The 16,984-nt window shown below is 36.3% G+C and carries 18 protein-coding genes, 1 riboswitch and 1 other annotated feature; of the genes, 2 read left to right on the top strand and 16 right to left on the bottom strand.

Features of this window, described 5'->3' with window-relative positions:
* Positions 1-2: 2 nt before the first annotated feature.
* The 8 genes from MHH59_RS07250 to gltP form a co-directional block, all read right to left on the bottom strand.
* The gene (locus MHH59_RS07250) at positions 3-635 is read right to left on the bottom strand and encodes a response regulator (protein ID WP_000598709.1); all 633 of its coding nucleotides are present in this window, start codon (positions 633-635) and stop codon (positions 3-5) included.
* Positions 632-1,687 (bottom strand): sensor histidine kinase, encoded by a 1,056-nt coding sequence (locus tag MHH59_RS07245; protein ID WP_002011673.1) that lies wholly within the window; start codon positions 1,685-1,687, stop codon positions 632-634. Before MHH59_RS07245 ends, MHH59_RS07250 begins: the two co-directional genes overlap by 4 nt.
* Positions 1,687-2,427, bottom strand: a complete 741-nt coding sequence (gene liaF / locus MHH59_RS07240; RefSeq protein WP_002126337.1) for a cell wall-active antibiotics response protein LiaF — start codon at positions 2,425-2,427, stop codon at positions 1,687-1,689. Before liaF ends, MHH59_RS07245 begins: the two co-directional genes overlap by 1 nt.
* 106 nt (positions 2,428-2,533) lie before the next feature.
* Entirely contained in the window at positions 2,534-3,196 is a 663-nt protein-coding gene (locus MHH59_RS07235; protein WP_002011675.1) for a PspA/IM30 family protein, read from the bottom strand.
* A 44-nt stretch (positions 3,197-3,240) separates the two neighbouring features.
* On the bottom strand, positions 3,241-3,597 hold the full coding sequence (locus MHH59_RS07230) for a lmo0954 family membrane protein (RefSeq protein ID WP_002011676.1): 357 nt from the start codon (positions 3,595-3,597) through the stop codon (positions 3,241-3,243).
* 229 nt (positions 3,598-3,826) lie between these two features.
* A complete protein-coding gene (locus MHH59_RS07225; RefSeq protein ID WP_002186317.1) occupies positions 3,827-5,143 on the bottom strand; it encodes a Na+/H+ antiporter NhaC family protein in 1,317 nt (438 codons plus the stop codon).
* Between the two features lie 94 nt (positions 5,144-5,237).
* A riboswitch (SAM riboswitch) is annotated at positions 5,238-5,343 on the bottom strand.
* A 120-nt stretch (positions 5,344-5,463) separates the two neighbouring features.
* Positions 5,464-5,982, bottom strand: coding sequence for a DUF402 domain-containing protein (locus MHH59_RS07220; RefSeq protein ID WP_002168807.1), 519 nt, complete (start codon positions 5,980-5,982; stop codon positions 5,464-5,466).
* Between the two features lie 68 nt (positions 5,983-6,050).
* Complete coding sequence (gltP, locus tag MHH59_RS07215) at positions 6,051-7,325, bottom strand: glutamate/aspartate:proton symporter GltP (protein ID WP_002186318.1); 1,275 nt, start codon at positions 7,323-7,325, stop codon at positions 6,051-6,053.
* 491 nt (positions 7,326-7,816) lie between these two features.
* On the opposite strand from gltP, the gene MHH59_RS07210 reads away from it, so the two are divergent.
* Both MHH59_RS07210 and MHH59_RS07205 read left to right on the top strand, forming a co-directional pair.
* Positions 7,817-9,091 carry a murein hydrolase activator EnvC family protein gene (locus MHH59_RS07210; protein ID WP_002168808.1) on the top strand — a complete coding sequence of 425 codons (1,275 nt, stop codon included), beginning with the start codon at positions 7,817-7,819 and terminating at the stop codon, positions 9,089-9,091.
* Positions 9,092-9,189: 98 nt separating this feature from the next.
* The gene (locus tag MHH59_RS07205; RefSeq protein ID WP_003188170.1) at positions 9,190-9,354 is read left to right on the top strand and encodes a hypothetical protein; all 165 of its coding nucleotides are present in this window, start codon (positions 9,190-9,192) and stop codon (positions 9,352-9,354) included.
* 32 nt (positions 9,355-9,386) lie between these two features.
* Here MHH59_RS07205 and MHH59_RS07200 read toward each other — a convergent pair whose 3' ends face one another.
* The 8 genes from MHH59_RS07200 to sat all read right to left on the bottom strand — a co-directional run bounded on the left by MHH59_RS07200 (position 9,387) and on the right by sat (position 16,957).
* Positions 9,387-10,742 (bottom strand): sodium-dependent transporter, encoded by a 1,356-nt coding sequence (locus MHH59_RS07200; protein WP_002186320.1) that lies wholly within the window; start codon positions 10,740-10,742, stop codon positions 9,387-9,389.
* 111 nt (positions 10,743-10,853) lie between these two features.
* Positions 10,854-11,101 (bottom strand) — a binding site (T-box leader).
* Positions 11,102-11,162: 61 nt separating this feature from the next.
* On the bottom strand, positions 11,163-11,780 hold the full coding sequence (locus tag MHH59_RS07195) for an NAD(P)-binding protein (RefSeq protein WP_340851007.1): 618 nt from the start codon (positions 11,778-11,780) through the stop codon (positions 11,163-11,165).
* Entirely contained in the window at positions 11,755-12,507 is a 753-nt protein-coding gene (locus MHH59_RS07190) for a sirohydrochlorin chelatase (protein WP_340851006.1), read from the bottom strand. Before MHH59_RS07190 ends, MHH59_RS07195 begins: the two co-directional genes overlap by 26 nt.
* 1 nt (position 12,508) lies before the next feature.
* Positions 12,509-13,285 (bottom strand): uroporphyrinogen-III C-methyltransferase, encoded by a 777-nt coding sequence (cobA, locus tag MHH59_RS07185; RefSeq protein WP_340851005.1) that lies wholly within the window; start codon positions 13,283-13,285, stop codon positions 12,509-12,511.
* 84 nt (positions 13,286-13,369) lie between these two features.
* Positions 13,370-13,570, bottom strand: a complete 201-nt coding sequence (locus MHH59_RS07180) for a DUF3906 family protein (protein ID WP_000366913.1) — start codon at positions 13,568-13,570, stop codon at positions 13,370-13,372.
* Positions 13,571-13,580: 10 nt separating this feature from the next.
* Positions 13,581-15,203 carry a nitrite/sulfite reductase gene (locus MHH59_RS07175; protein ID WP_078203006.1) on the bottom strand — a complete coding sequence of 541 codons (1,623 nt, stop codon included), beginning with the start codon at positions 15,201-15,203 and terminating at the stop codon, positions 13,581-13,583.
* An 11-nt stretch (positions 15,204-15,214) separates the two neighbouring features.
* Positions 15,215-15,808, bottom strand: coding sequence for an adenylyl-sulfate kinase (gene cysC / locus MHH59_RS07170; protein WP_088292779.1), 594 nt, complete (start codon positions 15,806-15,808; stop codon positions 15,215-15,217).
* Between the two features lie 12 nt (positions 15,809-15,820).
* A complete protein-coding gene (gene sat, locus MHH59_RS07165; RefSeq protein WP_340851004.1) occupies positions 15,821-16,957 on the bottom strand; it encodes a sulfate adenylyltransferase in 1,137 nt (378 codons plus the stop codon).
* Between the last annotated feature and the right edge of the window lie 27 nt (positions 16,958-16,984).

Raw genomic sequence — 16,984 nt, 5'->3', positions numbered from 1 at the left:
TCTTATTTCGTCAATTGGTGTCTAAACGCATAAATAACCGCCTGTGTCCGGTCACTTACATTTAGCTTATTTAATATATTACTCACATGTGTCTTTACTGTTTTAAGGGCAATAAACAACTCATCTGCAATCTCTTGATTACTTTTCCCCTCTGCAATTAATAACAAAATTTCAGACTCTCTTTCTGTTAACTCCTCATGCAAAGGTTGTTCTTTCTTCTGACGCATACGAGACATCATTTTGCCAGTAACTTTCGGCTCTAATACCGTTTCCCCATCATAAGTAGCTCTTACAGCATCTGCAATATCACTCGCTCTTGATGTTTTTAATAAATAACTTGTCGCCCCCGCCTCAATAACAGGATATAACTTTTCATCATCTAAAAAGCTCGTGACAACTACAATTTTCGCTTCTGGCCATTCTTGAATAATAGCACGTGTCGCTTCAACCCCATCCATCTCATCCATAACAAGGTCCATTAAAATAATATCCGGTCTTAATTGCAAAGCTAACTCTGAACCTTTTCTTCCATTTTCAGCTTCTCCAACTACTTCAATATCTGGCTGCGTTGATAAATATGCTGATACACCCATTCGAACCATTTCATGATCATCAACTAGTAATACTTTTATCATGATTCTCCCCCTCTCTCAATCATAATAGGTACTTTCACTTCTATTTGCGTACCTTTATTCGGAAAACTAAGAACTTTTAATGTACCACCAATTTCATGAACTCGCTCTTGCATTGACCTTAAACCGTATGAACCAGCCTTATTAACACCAACTTTAAACCCAACACCGTCATCAATAATTTTCAAAATCGCATATTGATCAATTTTCCGAAGGCGTACTTCGGTTTTCTTTGCCTTCGCATGCCGTAAAGTATTAGACAGCGCCTCTTGTACAATACGGAATAAATGATCCTCTACACCTTTTTTTAATTGAATCGGTTCAATTAACCATTCAATTTTCATATGTTGCTTTCTAGACAGTTCTGTTAATAATTCTTCTATACCCTCTGTTAGTTTCTTACCTTCTAACTGCACTGGGCGTAAATGAAGGAGCAAAGCTCTCATTTCTGATTGTGCATTTACAACCATATTCTCAACAAGCTGCAACTGTTTTTTCGTCGTGTCTGGAATTTCAGCTGCTTGCTCATTAATGGCTGACATCATCATCGACATTGCAAAAAGCTGCTGACTTACAGAATCATGTAGCTCTCTCGCTAATCGATGCCTTTCTTGAGAAATCGCTTCTTGTCTCATCTCTTCATTCCAATGGGCTCGTTCATTCGTTACTTTTTGAAATAGCCCAGCTTGCTCCTCTAAGCGACGAGCAAGACCAATTACTTTTCGTTCCACTTCATGAAATTCATCGTCCGCAGTAAATGAAACATCACTCGGAAAATTCCCTCGCTCTACTTCAAATAGAAAAGTATTTAATCCTTGTATACGCTGTTCTATATAATAACCGATTGCATATCCTACAATTCCTCCGATAAGAAGACTCGTACTCATAATAAACAAGCCAATTGGAACAGAAGCAATGGATTCTTTCCAGAGTAAATCATAAACTTGTTGCTCGCTTTTCCATACATATACAATTGTACAAATAAGTGCGATACTCACAGAGGACAACATAGAATAACGAATATACATCCACGAAATATTCCTTTGTTTTTTCATTATACTTTCCTCACTTCCGTATCGCCTACGACAAGCGAAGAAATAATTTTAATACGACGAGGGGCTTCTTTATACTGTTCTGTTCTAAACGTAACATTACGGTTAAATCCAGTTTCTTCGTGTCCTGGCAGGAGCACTCGCCCAACAATAACAGAATGATTTAAAGACAATTCAATATCATATGGTACATATAAGCGAATATTACCAATGACGCCCCGAATCACAATAACCGTTTCTCCCTCTGGAATCATAGCAGTTGTTAAATCAATCTCGACGTCACAAGCACCATATTGGACGTTAATATCCTCTATTTCATAAATATGATCCATCATTCGTACATTACCTACAAACATATTTTTTATATACGGTTCTGTACGATATATTTGTTTTTCTTCATTTATATATCCCTTTTCTTTAATTTCAACTTTCATTGCTTTTTGCCGATGTCCTTGTTGAATAAGTTGATAACCAATTAAAGCTAAACAAGCAAACACAACAAGTACGAATGCCGCTGATGAAAATAAGAAGAATAAGAAGACAATACCACCGACAAATAAAAATACATTCCCTCTTACATAACGGTTCTTCTTTCGATAATGTCTTCCAAACATAATCATAATAAATGCAAATATTAGACCACCTGGTTCAAAATGTCCAAGTATCATATCAAGAAAAAGACCGAATCCAAATATGATGAGGAGCATCCCCATAAATTGTGTTTTTGAAAATTGCTTCTTCATTTCAGCTCCCCCCTCCTTGTCACATATACATAGAAGAAAAGGCATTGCTTTCCAACACCTTTTCTCCTATCACTATATCATAAGCCTGTTTTATTATATACTACAATTATTTTGTTACTTCTTTCGTTAACGATACTTCATTTTTCTCTTTCATTTCACTCTCTAGTTTTGCAATTTTCATATCAAATGTATCACGCTCATGCTCTTCATTTATACGAAGCTCTATGTCACGAATGTGATCTTCAATTTCTTCGAATCGTAAGAACGGATTATTTTCATCCATTTTATGCATGGCAGTATTCATACGGCGGTTTGCATGCGCCATATTTTCACGGGCCATTAATTCCATACGCTTTGCGTTCATTTCTTTTAATTTATTTTTCATTTCTGAAAGACGACGCTCTAACTCATCAATTTGCTCTACAACACCAGCATACATTTCTTCTAAGCGAGTTACTTGACCTTCATAATACGCTACTTCTTCTAATGCACGTTCATGCAATTGCAATTCGCCTGCTTCTTGTGCGATGATAGCTTGCTTTGATCTTTTATTAACGAAATAACGTGCTTGCTCAAGCTCACGAGCGAAGTTAGATTTTAATGTTTTATGACGCTGAATTAACTTCTCAATTTTTGTTATTTCACGCTCACTATCGCGTAAATATTGGTTTAACATAGCAATTGGATTTTTTCTTTCTTTCTCATCTAACACATTATGAAAATCAGCTAAAATTGCATCGCGTACACGTCCGAATAAAGATTGTTTCATTATAATCTTCCTCTCTTCTACTTTATAATTTGATTTATTTTATATTAGTTTTTCATTAACTTGTTCCACTCATCTTCAAAGTTGCTATATGGTTTAGCACTTTCTGGAGCAGAATCAACAACTACATTTTTTCCTTTTTTCCACTCACGGTATCCGTAGTATAAAACTACTAATGCTGCGATACCGATTAATGCTGGGGAATGAGAAAGTGCAATGGACAAACCGATTAAACCAACAATACCCCAAGCTAACTTTCCAAAGAATGATTTAGCTCGCACAAATGATTTATAGCTCCAGTACACAACTCCTGCTCCAATGGCGAATCCTACAATACCAGCAAGACTACCAAGAGCAATTAAAGCCAAAATACCGGCTGCGATAAACGCTAGAAATTGTTTCATCTTGTGCTTGCCTCCCTTCGATTTGATACTCTTATCTTAACTATTTTTTCATTTTTTCATAACGAGCTTAAGAACTGTTTTCGACTCAGACTTAAGACCGAGTTAAATTCAGCCTTTTGCAAAAATATGCGGTAGGATAGGATGATTCACTCTTTTATCGCACATAAAAAGCCGTACAGAGAACATTCTCTGTACGGCTTTCGTTACTATTCATAAACTTCATTTTAAATTATGCTGTTTTGTGATACTCTTTCTTTCCCGCTACTTTAGAAAACCTCGGGAAACCAATTAATATAGAAATGATTCCACATACTCCAACTAAGATTGGATAAAACGCATATGGTAACAATTCAATTGGAGATAACGCCGCAAATCCTGCTGCCGTTAACATTTGCGCACCATACGGAATTAATCCTTGCACACAGCATGAGAAAAGATCTAATACACTCGCTGATTTACGAGGGTCAATTTCATATTGATCTGCAATGTTTTTCGCAAGCGGACCTGTAAAGATAATAGAAATCGTATTATTCGCTGTACACATATTCGTCATACTCACTAAGCCAGCAATACCGAACTCTGCTCCTTTTTTCGAACGAATATTACGTGTTAAAAGATTCATTAAATATTGAATGCCACCATTATACTGGATAAGTTCAACCATACCACCGATTAAAATGGCAAGTAACACTAACTCCATCATACCGCCCATTCCAGTCGTTACACTTTTAAAGAAACTCTCTAACGTATAACTTCCATCTATAAGACCGATAACACCAGATAATACCGTTCCACCAGTTAATACAATGAGTACATTCCAGCCAAGTAGCGCTGTAACAAGTACACCTGCATATGGTAAAATCTTCACCCAATCAAATGTATGAGCTTTAATTTCTGTATCATTACCTAAAGTAATCATTACTAATATTACAATTGTAATGACTGCAGCTGGCAATACAATTAAAAAATTCGTTTTAAACTTATCTTTCATTTCTGTTCCTTGCGAACGAACAGCAGCAATTGTCGTATCAGAAATAAATGATAAATTATCGCCAAACATCGCTCCGCCCACAACAGTAGCCATCGTAAGTGCAATTGAGATATCTGTTTGCCCACTAATACCTACAGCAATCGGTGCTAATGCAGCAATTGTTCCCATTGAAGTTCCCATCGCTAATGAAATAAATGCCCCTATAACAAAAATTCCAGCAACGATAAATCCTTGGGGTAAAATAGATAACGCTAAGTTAACAGTGGAATCAACTCCGCCCATTCCTTTTGCTGTTTCAGAAAACGCCCCTGCAAGCACAAAAATCAGAACCATGATCATAATATCAGGGTTTCCTGCACCTTTAGCAAATCGTTCTACTTTCACATTAAAGCTTTCCTTACGATTCATCACTAAAGCAATTCCTACAGCAATCATAATCGCTACGAGTATCGGCAATTTATAGAAATCACCTGTAATAATCCCTGAACCAATAAATAGCGCCAAAAATATTCCAAGTGGTAATAAAGCTAAACCATTTCCTCTCGTTTCTTTCAAAGTATCATCTCTCCCTAGTTTTCAACCTTTTCTAATTAACAACAAAAGACCTCTTCCGACGAGAAGAGGTCTTATACATCTATAAGAAACACTCTTCTCATTTTTCAAGCACACGCTTGCTGGATTTGGCACAGCACTCTGAAATCGAGTCCGCTGCCGAGGCATCGTAGGGCCAGTCCCTCCGCCTCTCTTTATAAGAAGGTTTCATATTTATTTTTTAATAATAATTTCTTTCCTAACTTTACTCGCTTACAAAACAAAAGTCAATTATTTTTTGTATAGATTTTTTTGGTAATTATGCAAAAATATGAATAAACCAATCATTTTAACTTTTCGATTTCTTTATCCAATATTGAGATCCAATAAAATTTTCTATTTTTTATCTTCGCGATAATCCATTTTGTTGTATTCCATGCTAACTCATATTCTTCTTTTGTAACATCACCAATTTTATAGGCATCCTCTAACTCGTCTTCATCCAGTACATAGATCTCACCGTTCGGTAACAATACTACATCTAAATATAAATCATCAAAATAAGGTAAACCACGCTCGTCTATTTTATATTCTTTCGTCACGTCGATATAATATTGCAGTAATTGTTTTTGATTGTCTAACATAGCTGTAATTGCAAAGTTTTCCCCGTTTATAAAATATTGCATCCATGTATACCCATCACCTGCAATGCAAAGCTGTTTACCATTGTATTCTTTATAACTAGGTTCTCTCACTTTTTTTATGTCCAGTATTCCTAACATTCCATCCTCTACTTGCTTAACCATATAATCCTTCTCTATTAGTCGCTTCCACGAAGAACCGTCACCATATTTACGTTTCATTACGTCCGCTCCTCTTCTATATATAGAAAAGCCCCCACATATTATGTGAGAGCTTGTTCATATTATAATTAAGCCGCTTGACCCTTTTCAGATATCTCTTTTAAATAGGCTTGTCCTTTTTCAGCGTCATATTGACCTTCCCACTTAGACATAACTACAGCCGCTAAAGAGTTACCTACAACGTTAACTGCTGTACGAGCCATATCAAGAATACGGTCAATACCTGCAATAAACGCTAAACCTTCAGCTGGAATACCTACTGTACCAAGTGTTGCTAATAATACAACGAATGATACGCCCGGTACACCCGCGATACCTTTTGATGTAACCATTAATACAAGTAATAACGTAATTTGTTGTGTAATGGATAATTCAATACCGTACATTTGCGCTAAGAAAATTGCCGCAATTGCTTGATATAAAGTTGATCCATCTAAGTTAAATGAATAACCTGTTGGAATAACGAAAGATGTAATTGCTTTCGGACAACCGAATTTCTCCATTTTCTCCATAATTTTCGGTAAAACCGTTTCTGAACTTGCTGTAGAATACGCTAAGATCAGCTCGTCTTTTAAAATCTTAAAGAATTGGAAAATGTTTATTCCAAATATTTTCGCTGTAAGTCCTAATACAACTACAACGAAGAAGATCATTGCTCCGTATACTACAATGAGTAATTTCCCTAATGGAATTAATGAAGCTAATCCGAATGTAGAAACTGTAACACCAATTAATGCGAATACACCAAATGGTGCAAACTTCATAACTTGGTTCGTTACATAAAACATTGCATCTGCTACACCTTGGAAAAATTGTAGAACTGGTTTACCACGCTCACCAATTGCTGCTACACCTAAACCAAATAATACTGAGAAGAAGATAATAGCAAGCATATCACCTTCAGCCAATGATTTCATAATGTTCGTCGGAACAATATTTACAAACGTATCCGCAAACGAATGACTTTGTACTTGAGCTGTTGTTTCTGCATATTTAGAAATATCAGTCTTTGTTAATTTATCCATATCAACGCCTTTTCCAGGTTGGAAAATGTTCGCTATTAATAGACCAACAACAATTGCAAGTGTTGTAATAATTTCAAAGTAAAGAATTGTTTTTCCGCCTAATCGGCCTAACTTCTTAACATCGCCAACACCAGCAACACCAACAACGATACTTGCTACAACAATTGGTACAACGATCATCTTAATTAATCGAATGAAAATATCACCAATTGGTTTTAAATAATCAACCACTGCCGGATTGCCAAAGAAAATCGCCCCAACTGCAATACCAAGCGCAAGTCCTATTAAAATTTGCCATGCAAGTCCTATTCTTTTCATATTTGTTGTAACCCCCTCTTCGATGTGTCACTCTATCTCTCATTCTATCTCTATAAAACATGAAATTAAGAGTATTACATATTATTCGACAATTCACTACATTTTGTCCCTGTTAAAAATCATAAATCAAAATTTAAAATCTGACAACAAAATAAGTTTGCCCGAATGCAAATAATTTTCTTGACAAAAATAAAACCCATGTAAGAAAACCTAACATGAGAACGATCCCTCACTAGTGATTTAAAGGTTTTTAAAGTAATGTTTCACCATCAAAAATTCCATCATTTTCCATGTTTTTTTAGAACAAAATAGAAAATGGTGCATTTTTGTATGCATGCAAAAATTTCACTTTATGACAAACACTACGAAAAGATACTAAATTCCGACAAAACTTAGCAAAATTATAAAATTTTCTTTACATTATGATTACAACGATAGACACTCTTCTTCTTATGATATATAACATTCATAGGGAAAGGAGCAAGACAACCATGAAAAAGAAATTTGCAGCATTTAGTGTTTTAGCAGCTGGAACGATTTTCGTTTCCCCGTTACTTTCACCCGTATACGCTGAAACGAATGAGAATAAATTATCTAATATTCAATCCGAATTAGAAGGCAAACAAAATGACTTACAAAATAAATCAGCTGAGAAAGAACAAATAGAAAAAGAAATCCAGGAATTACAAAAGAAAATCGACGAATTAACTACTTCTATTAATAAAAACGAAGCTGAATTAAACGATACAAAAAAAGAAATTAGCAACACACAGCAAGTTATTACTGAAAAAAAGAAACATATAGAGCAATTACAAACGAACATAGATACACGGCAGGAAGTTATTAAACAACGACTACAATCTATGCAAGAAAAGCCTCGTACGAGTATCATTACAGAAGTAATAACAAGTTCTGCAAATATTGCCGATCTTGTTGATAATATGTATTCTGTAAGTTTAATTTTAAATAACGATACAGATATTGTGAAAAAGCAAACAAGTGATCAGAATGCTGTGACGACAGAAAAAGAAGCTGTTGAGAAAAAAGAGCAACAATTGAAAGAATCCGAGCAAAAATTAGTACAAAAACAACAAGAGTTACAAAGTAATCAACAACAGCAACAAACTCTTATTAAAGATCTACATACGAAAGTATCAAAAGTAGATTCCGAGATTGAAGGATTAGAAGAGTCACAAGGTATTTTAGAAAACCAGCGTCAAGCTGTTCAAAAAGCAATTGAAGAAGAAAAACGTGCGGAAGAAGCTCGGAAAGCTGAAGAGGCACGCAAGGCTGAGGAAGCAAAAAAACAAGCCGCCGCTTCTGCTAAAGAAAGCACACAATCCGCACCAACACCGCAAGATACGAACAAAGGTGGATTTATTAAGCCAGCCGCTGGATCAAAAACTTCTGGATTCGGCGCACGTTCTTTAGATAACCATAAAGGAATTGATATCGCAGCTTCGGGAACAGTTCCAATTATTGCCGCTGCAGATGGCGTTGTTATCCGTTCAGAATTATCCTCTAGTTACGGAAACGTTGTTTACTTATCTCACCGTGTTAATGGAAAAACATATACGACAGTGTATGCACATATGAATAGCCGCTCTGTATCAAATGGACAAACTGTAAAACAAGGCGATCAACTTGGCTTTATGGGAAATACCGGTCAATCTTACGGACAACATTTACACTTCGAACTTCATATCGGGGAATGGAATGTTGGTAAGACAAACGCAGTTGATCCGTCTCCTTATATCGGATTATAAAAAACTCGGTGCATACCGAGTTTTTTTTACTACTTCACACTTTTTAGGCGTTTTACATAAACTACAACTAAATGCCTATATTTTGCGGGGTGATAAATATGAATACACAATTACAAGAAGAAATAGAAGAAGCTAGAGAAACATACATTGGCCGGCTATTTACATTCGGCGGCTCAGCGTTATTTTTAATTGGATCATTTATCGCAGTTGTCACAGCTTATAAAGCATATAATCGCTTATTAAATACTTCTACAACACAATAAAAAGACGGAGAATCCACATCTCCGTCTTTTTATTATGCAAACATTTTAAATACACCTATCGCATTTAAAAATACGATAATTACAGTTACCGGAATAACATACCGAAGCAAGAAGAACCAAATATTAAACAATGTTTTCCCTTTCGTTTCCGTAACTTCTAATTCTTTCATTAATAGCTCTTTACTCATTTTATTTGGTACAAATAACGAAATGGCTAGTACTCCGAGTGGCAGTAATACATTACTTACCGAAAAATCGACGAAATCAAAGAATGTCTTACCAAATATTTTCACATCACTCATAATTCCAAACGATAACGCTGATGGGATTCCAACTGCGAAAATAAGAATACCAATTAATAACGAAGCTGACGGACGCTTCTTCTCATTATCTTTCGCAACAGATGCTACTACAATTTCAAGCATTGAAATCGCAGATGTTAAAGTCGCAAAGAAGAATAAAACTAAAAACATAATGAAGAAAAATTGTCCAAATGGAATTTTCGCAAAGACAGCAGGAAGAACGATAAACAGTAGCCCTGGTCCTTCTGTCGGTTTAACTCCTAATGCGAAAATCGCCGGAAAAATCGCTAATCCTGCAAGTACTGTAACAAATACAGTTAAACTTACAATAGATGTTGCTGATTTAGCTAAATGCTCTTCTTTCTTTAAATACGAACTATACGTTACCATTACCGAGGCACCTACCGTTAGTGAGAAGAAAGATTGTCCCATCGCATATAAAATCGTATCTGCTGTAAGCTTTGAAAAATCTGGTTTTAAGAAGAACTCTACCCCAGCCATAGCACCATCAAGTGTTAACGCACGAATAATGATAGCAATAAATAAAATGAATAATAGCGGCATCATGTACTTACTTGCCTTTTCTATGCCTTTTTCCACACCTTTACTAACAACAAAAATGGTACAAAGCATAAAAATGAATTGCGCCCCAATCGCACTTACTGGATTTGCAATTGTTTCAGCAAACAATTGCCCATAATCGACTACTCCGTTCCAGAAACTACCTGTGACACTATAGTATAAATAAAGTAAAATCCATCCACCTACAACACTATAAAAAGATAGTACGCTAAAACAAGTAACAACCCCCATACGACCAATCCAAGGATATAGCTTGCTATTTGGTACTAATACTTTATAAGCTGTAACTGCCTCTTTTTGAGTACTACGGCCAATAACAAATTCAGCTACAAGAAGAGGCATACCAATAAATAAAGTTAATAGTAAGAATACAAGGAAGAACGCGCCTCCCCCTCCATTACCTGCAACATATGGAAACTTCCATATTGCCCCAAGACCTACTGCGGCTCCCGCTGCTGCGAGTACAAAGCCTATTTTCGACGTCCATTGCTGTGTTTCTTTCATTATAATTTCTCCTTTTCTGAATATTTAAACTTTTACCGATTATACACTTTCATTTCATACTCGCACACCTCCTTTAGAAAATAAAAAAGTCCCCTACACGCAAATATGCATGTAGAGGACGATATATGTAATATAAATACCGTGGTACCACCTCAATTGGATTGATAAATCCCACTTGTTCAAGTACAGGAAAATTCCGATACTCTATCCTTTTAACGGCGGAACCCGGGTTGCCTACTGCAATGTTCAGCATACCTCTCGCAAGCCCATTCTGTATATTTTATCGTACCGGGCTCACACCTTACCCCAGCTCTCTGAACGCATCAAATATACGTACTCTTCTTGCTCATCGATTTCATCTATTGAAGTTACTTGTGATTATAAATTATATTCTTATAGTTGTAAAGCACAATTTATTCATTATCCTATATGAACCTTTCTCTCTAATTCTTGTAAAAACAATTCTCTTTTTTCTCCATTTAGAACATATACTGACTTTAATACTTCTTGTAATAGTATATTTCTCTGCCGCTTATCTACTTGTAATTCTTTCACTTTTATTCTTACTTCATATAAAAAATTAAGATACGCTTCATATGTCTCATCATATTTATTTGCGATATCGTCACGAATTTTTTTCGCCAATTTCGGGCTTGCTCCTCCTGTAGAAACAGCTACATTAAGCAAACCACGATGAAACGCCGCCGGAAAATGAACATTTCCACTTTCCGGATTCGTAATAACATTTACCAATTGATTCACTGCGGTATCTTCAGCAATTTGTTCATTTAGTATCGAATCACTAGTCGCTGCAACTACTAAAAAAGCATCTTTAATATCACTTTTCTCATACTCTCTTTGATACCAACGAATTTGCTTTTCTTCTACAAGTTTCACTAAATTTGCATCTAATTCTGTACTTACTACAACAATATCCGCACCTTGTTTTAGTAAAGGAATAATTTTAAACCCCGCTACTTTCCCTCCACCAATGACAACAACACGTTTCTTATCAACTCGCACTGTAAGTGGATACATATTGATCTCCCTTCAATATTTCCTCTGTTTTCTGAATTAACATCTCTCGAAACGCTACATTCTTTCCTAAATAGGGACTTATTTTTATCTCTTCCGACTCATATTGACGCACTTCTTTCTCAACATGTTTCATGAGTAAGCCTGTAAATAATAAGTAAGGTAACACAACAATGTTCCGTTCTTTTTGTTCTACAATTTCTTTCAACCTCTCATCAAACTTCGGCTCCGCGGCTGCTAAATAACAAACTTCCACCTCTTTAATGTTCTCTTCTTTTTGAAATAAAGAAGAAAGCCACTTTATGTCTTGTAAAGTTTCCGGATCACTACTCCCTCTTGCAACGAGCAAAAGTGTTACTTCTTCTTTATAGTCTTTAATACCACTTCCGTTATATACCGCTTTTACAAGCACTTCTGATACACCAAATGGATTACCATACACTATTTTGATATCCGGATATTCCTCGTTTAACTTTCGTAATTCAAACGGAATATCTTTCTTTACATGTCCTGCCGCTAATAAAAAAACAGGAATAGCGACAATCTCTGTAGCACCACGCTTCACACATGTACGAAATCCTTCTTCAATAGAAGGATTCGCTAGCTCTAAAAAACAAATTTCTTGAATATTTGCCTCTACACGGTTCATACATGACGTAATAAATGCAACCGCTTCTTCTTTTGCTGCTTTCAAACGGCTTCCATGACATATATATATAACAGCCTTCATTTTACAATACTCCGCTTACTTGATATGCATTTTCCGTTTGTTTCTCAAACCAATGTATCTTTTCTCTAAAACGGACAACTTCTCCAATAACAATCATACTTGGATTTTGAATTCGTTCTTTTTTGGCAACATCTACAATTGTTCCTAACGTCGCTGTAACAGTACGTTGCATAGATGTCGTTCCCCACTCAATGATAGCGGCAGGTGCACTTTGATCTTTTCCATGTTTTATTAGTTGTTCACATATGTAAGGTAAATTACTAACCCCCATATAAACCGCTAATGTATCTACACCTTTCGCTAAACTTTCCCACTTCACTTCCTCTTCAGCCCCTTCTTTCCGGTGCCCTGTCACAACAGCAAAACTTGCACTTGCATCACGATGCGTTACTGGAATTCCAGCATAAGCAGGAGCAGCTATACCAGCTGAAATACCAGGAATAATTTCAAATGGGATACTTTGCTTCGCTAACGCTTCAGCTTCTTCTCCACCTCTTCCAAATACAAATGGATCTCCGCCCTTAAGTCTCGTTACAACTTTTCCTTTTTTCGCATATTTAATAAGAAATGTGTTAATTGTCTCTTGCTTCATCGTGTGATAATTTGGGAGTTTCCCGCAATAAATTAAATCCGCTTCAGGCTTTGCATGAGAAAGCAATTCTTTATTTACGAGACGGTCGTACAATATAACATCAGCCTTCTCGATGCATCTCAACCCTTTAACAGTAATTAAATCCGGATCACCAGGACCCGCCCCGACGATATAAACCTTCCCCATAATCTCTCCTCATTTCTACTATAAAATGAAACTTCCACTCTTCATCACGAATGGAAGTTACTATTATTTCGTATTACATGTTCTCTACTCATGAATAACAAATGCCGCCCCTTTTCGAATCTTCTTTTTTTCAAACAAAGAAATCTCTTTCACTTCTGGTAACGGTAAAAAATGTTTTTCAAGCTCAATTTCCGCAAGCTTAAATGCCTGTTCTTCACTCTGAGCAACGACAACAATTGGAACAATACTATTTACTAATACAGCTTCAAATCGATATAAGTCCATATTGCCCCTCCTAAGATGCTATTACTTCTTCTAATACACGATTTAGTACAATTTGTAATTCTTCCACTCCAACACGTCCTACGAAATCATAAAACGTTTCGGCTAGTAATTTATTCTTTTGGAAATAACTTAAAAAGGACACGAGAACATCCGGCAAATCTTCTCCATCTATTTTCCCTTTTAACTTTTCGTTATATGCTCCTCCGTCTAATAGTGTTCCGCCCACATATATTTCAAACGCCTCAACGATTCCCTTTTCCTTCGTTTTCAGTTTTATCCCTTGCAAACCAATATCAGCAATTTGACGTTGACCACATGAGTTCGGGCATCCTACCATATGAATTCGAACTGGAACATCAAGTGCAATTTGTGTATCTAAGTACTCTGCGATTTTGCGTAATCTTTCTTTCGTTTCTACTAACGCAAGATTGCAATACTCAATGCCAGTACATGAAACCGCATGACCGATAAACGATTTCGGATTTGCTGAAATTGCTTCAAACAACGGTTCACTTAATAATCCTGCAACATTTTCTGGCGGAACATTCGGAATAATGAAGTTTTGAGAGTTACAAGTTCGAATTTGCCCGTTTCCATATTTCTTTGCAATTCTTGCAATCTCAAACATTTCCTCTGCGTGTAAACGCCCTACTGGTACATTAAAGCCGACATACTTTAATCCTGCTTGTTTTTGATCTTGAACGCCATAAAAGTATCCTGCATTCCAGCCTTTGAGAGCACTTTCCCCTTTACTTTGCAATGGGCCTGTGTATTCTACTAGTTTCTCTTTAAATTTCTCAGCGCCCCAGTCAGCGACAAGAAATTTCAAACGTGCTAAGTGGCGTTTTTCACGATATCCAAAATCACGGAATATAGTAGCAATTGCAATCGACACTGCCTTCACTTCTTCTGGTAAAACGAATACATCTAATTCTTCCGCTAAGTACGGACGAGCTGATAATCCTCCGCCTATTTTTATATGAAACCCAACCTTTTCCTCACCATTTATTTCTTTCGTAGCAGGTGTAAACGCCACACAGTTAATCTCTGCATTTGCTGAATTATAAATGTTAGAACTAATAGACATTTTGAATTTACGTGGTAGATTAGAAAACTCTTCATTATGTTGGAAGTAATCGTATATTTCTTTAACAATCGATGTTGTATCAAATAGTTCATTCGCATCAATTCCAGCAAGTGGATTTCCTGTGATATTACGCGTAATATCACCGCATGCCCCCGCTGAAGATAAACCAACTCTAGCTAACCTCTTAAAAATATCCGGAATTTGCCCAATTTCTAACCAATGAAACTGAATCGCCTGTCTTGTCGTAATATCTAACACATCACGCCCATAATCTTCAGCAATGGAAGCCAGCACCTCTGCCTGCGCATTTGTAATAATTCCAGAAGGAATGTTGACACGCATCATAAAATAGCCCGCTTCTTTTGGTCTTTGCAAATACAATCCTGCCCATTTAAAAGCGTCCCACTCTTCTTTCGGAATAGATTCAAATCCATTCTCCGCATAGTAAGGAATATCATTAAAGATTTCTAATCCATCTTTTTCTAATTTCTTTTTCTCGGACGGATTCAATTTTTCATTATTTGCCCATACTTTTTCATAAGTCATTTTTAATCCCCCTATATAAAACTACGCTCTTGTAAGTATTTCACGATTTGTTCTGCACATTCTTCAATAGAATACTTGTGCGTTTCTACAATTAATTCTGCTTGTTTTGGTTCCTCATACGGTGAATCAACACCAGTAAACTCTTTAATATCACCTTGTCTCGCTTTTTTGTATAACCCTTTTGGATCACGTTTTTCACACTCTTCAATTGGACATTTTACAAACACTTCTATAAACTCATCTGCCGCTAATAAATCCCTAACTTGTTTTCGATCTACTTGAAATGGTGAAATGAACGCTGTAAGGACAACAGTTCCTTGATCTACAAATAGCTTCGCCACTTCACCAATACGTCTTATATTTTCCATGCGATCACTTTCAGAAAAACCTAAATCTTTATTTAAACCTTGGCGAATATTATCCCCATCTAGCACATAATTTCCGATATTCTTTTCAAACAGTTTGCGAGCAACCGCATTCGCTACTGTAGATTTACCCGAAGCTGATAAACCAGTAAACCAAACTACAAAACTGTGATGCCCATTCTTCACTCTTCTCTCATCTTTTGAAACAGAAGCTGTATGCCAAGTAATATTCGTATCCATCTCATTCTCTCCCTATTCTGCTACTACTTCTTTTTTCAAACCTTTAATTAGCACTTCCACTACTTCTTTACGACTAAATGTACTTGGCGGAATCTCACCATTCCTTAACATTTCTCGTACTTTCGTACCCGATAAGATGACACGGTCTTCTTTTCCATGCGGACATGTTTTCGTTGAAGCCATTGCTTCACATTTCGTGCAGTAAAAACTATGTTCAAAAAATAACGGCGTAATCCCTAACTCTTCTACTGTAAAATTCGTAAAGATTTCCTGCGCTTCATATGTTCCGTAATAGTCCCCTACCCCAGCATGATCACGTCCTACAATAAAGTGGGTACAACCAAAGTTCTTTCTTACTAGTGCATGAAATATCGCTTCCCTTGGTCCTGCATAACGCATTGCTGCAGGAAATACACCTAAAAAGACACGATCTTTCGGATAATAGTTTTGAAGTAATACTTCATAGCTTTCCATCCTTACATCAGCAGGAATATCATCTGACTTCGTTTCCCCAACGAGCGGATTTAAAAAGAGACCATCTACAATTTCAAGGGCAGATTTTTGAATATACTCATGGGCACGATGTACTGGGTTTCTCGTTTGAAATCCAACTACTGTTTTCCAACCGCGTTTTTTAAATTCTTCTCTCGTTTCAATTGGATCTAAATGATAAGAAGGAAACGGATTATTTCCAAAGCGTTTTGTAAGAATAATAGCTCCTCCAACGTAAACGTTTGGTCGTTCATATAATTTCTTTACTCCTGGATGAGCTTCATCCGTCGTTTTATATACAAGTAACGCTTCTTTTTCTTTATCAGGTACAAAAATATCTTCTATTTGAATAACACCATATACATTTCCATCGTTAACAAGTTTTACTTCCTCTCCAGCTTTCAGTCCCTCTGCTACTTCCTCTGTTACCGGCAATGTAATTGGTATACTCCATACGCTACCATTTGCTAAACGAAGCGTTTCTACTACTGAATCATAATCTCTCTTCTCTAAAAATCCTGTAAGAGGGCTATATCCTCCTGTCGCCAAAAGTTCTAAATCACTAAGTGCAATTTTGTCTATCTCGATTTCCTTTACAATGTTCGATATTTCATATGTTTCATCAATGCGGTTTACTAATTCATTTGTTGTACTCATCTTCTTATATCCCTTCTTAGCTTTATT

The sequence above is a fragment of the Bacillus sp. FSL E2-0195 genome (assembly GCF_038003645.1).
GTDB classification, from domain to species: domain Bacteria; phylum Bacillota; class Bacilli; order Bacillales; family Bacillaceae_G; genus Bacillus_A; species Bacillus_A mycoides.
This window is presented reverse-complemented; position numbering and strand designations above follow the sequence as displayed.

Excerpts from the sequence above, each read along its gene's own strand:
- MHH59_RS07250 (WP_000598709.1), bottom strand. The coding sequence starts at position 635 with ATGATAAAAGTATTACTAGTTGATGATCATGAAATGGTTCGAATGGGT.
- MHH59_RS07245 (WP_002011673.1), bottom strand. The coding sequence starts at position 1,687 with ATGAAAAAACAAAGGAATATTTCGTGGATGTATATTCGTTATTCTATG.
- liaF (WP_002126337.1), bottom strand. The coding sequence starts at position 2,427 with ATGAAGAAGCAATTTTCAAAAACACAATTTATGGGGATGCTCCTCATC.
- MHH59_RS07235 (WP_002011675.1), bottom strand. The coding sequence starts at position 3,196 with ATGAAACAATCTTTATTCGGACGTGTACGCGATGCAATTTTAGCTGAT.
- MHH59_RS07230 (WP_002011676.1), bottom strand. The coding sequence starts at position 3,597 with ATGAAACAATTTCTAGCGTTTATCGCAGCCGGTATTTTGGCTTTAATT.
- MHH59_RS07220 (WP_002168807.1), bottom strand. The coding sequence starts at position 5,982 with ATGAAACGTAAATATGGTGACGGTTCTTCGTGGAAGCGACTAATAGAG.
- gltP (WP_002186318.1), bottom strand. The coding sequence starts at position 7,325 with ATGAAAAGAATAGGACTTGCATGGCAAATTTTAATAGGACTTGCGCTT.
- MHH59_RS07210 (WP_002168808.1), top strand. The coding sequence starts at position 7,817 with ATGAAAAAGAAATTTGCAGCATTTAGTGTTTTAGCAGCTGGAACGATT.
- MHH59_RS07205 (WP_003188170.1), top strand. The coding sequence starts at position 9,190 with ATGAATACACAATTACAAGAAGAAATAGAAGAAGCTAGAGAAACATAC.
- MHH59_RS07200 (WP_002186320.1), bottom strand. The coding sequence starts at position 10,742 with ATGAAAGAAACACAGCAATGGACGTCGAAAATAGGCTTTGTACTCGCA.
- MHH59_RS07195 (WP_340851007.1), bottom strand. The coding sequence starts at position 11,780 with ATGTATCCACTTACAGTGCGAGTTGATAAGAAACGTGTTGTTGTCATT.
- MHH59_RS07190 (WP_340851006.1), bottom strand. The coding sequence starts at position 12,507 with ATGAAGGCTGTTATATATATATGTCATGGAAGCCGTTTGAAAGCAGCA.
- cobA (WP_340851005.1), bottom strand. The coding sequence starts at position 13,285 with ATGGGGAAGGTTTATATCGTCGGGGCGGGTCCTGGTGATCCGGATTTA.
- MHH59_RS07180 (WP_000366913.1), bottom strand. The coding sequence starts at position 13,570 with ATGGACTTATATCGATTTGAAGCTGTATTAGTAAATAGTATTGTTCCA.
- MHH59_RS07175 (WP_078203006.1), bottom strand. The coding sequence starts at position 15,203 with ATGACTTATGAAAAAGTATGGGCAAATAATGAAAAATTGAATCCGTCC.
- cysC (WP_088292779.1), bottom strand. The coding sequence starts at position 15,808 with ATGGATACGAATATTACTTGGCATACAGCTTCTGTTTCAAAAGATGAG.
- sat (WP_340851004.1), bottom strand. The coding sequence starts at position 16,957 with ATGAGTACAACAAATGAATTAGTAAACCGCATTGATGAAACATATGAA.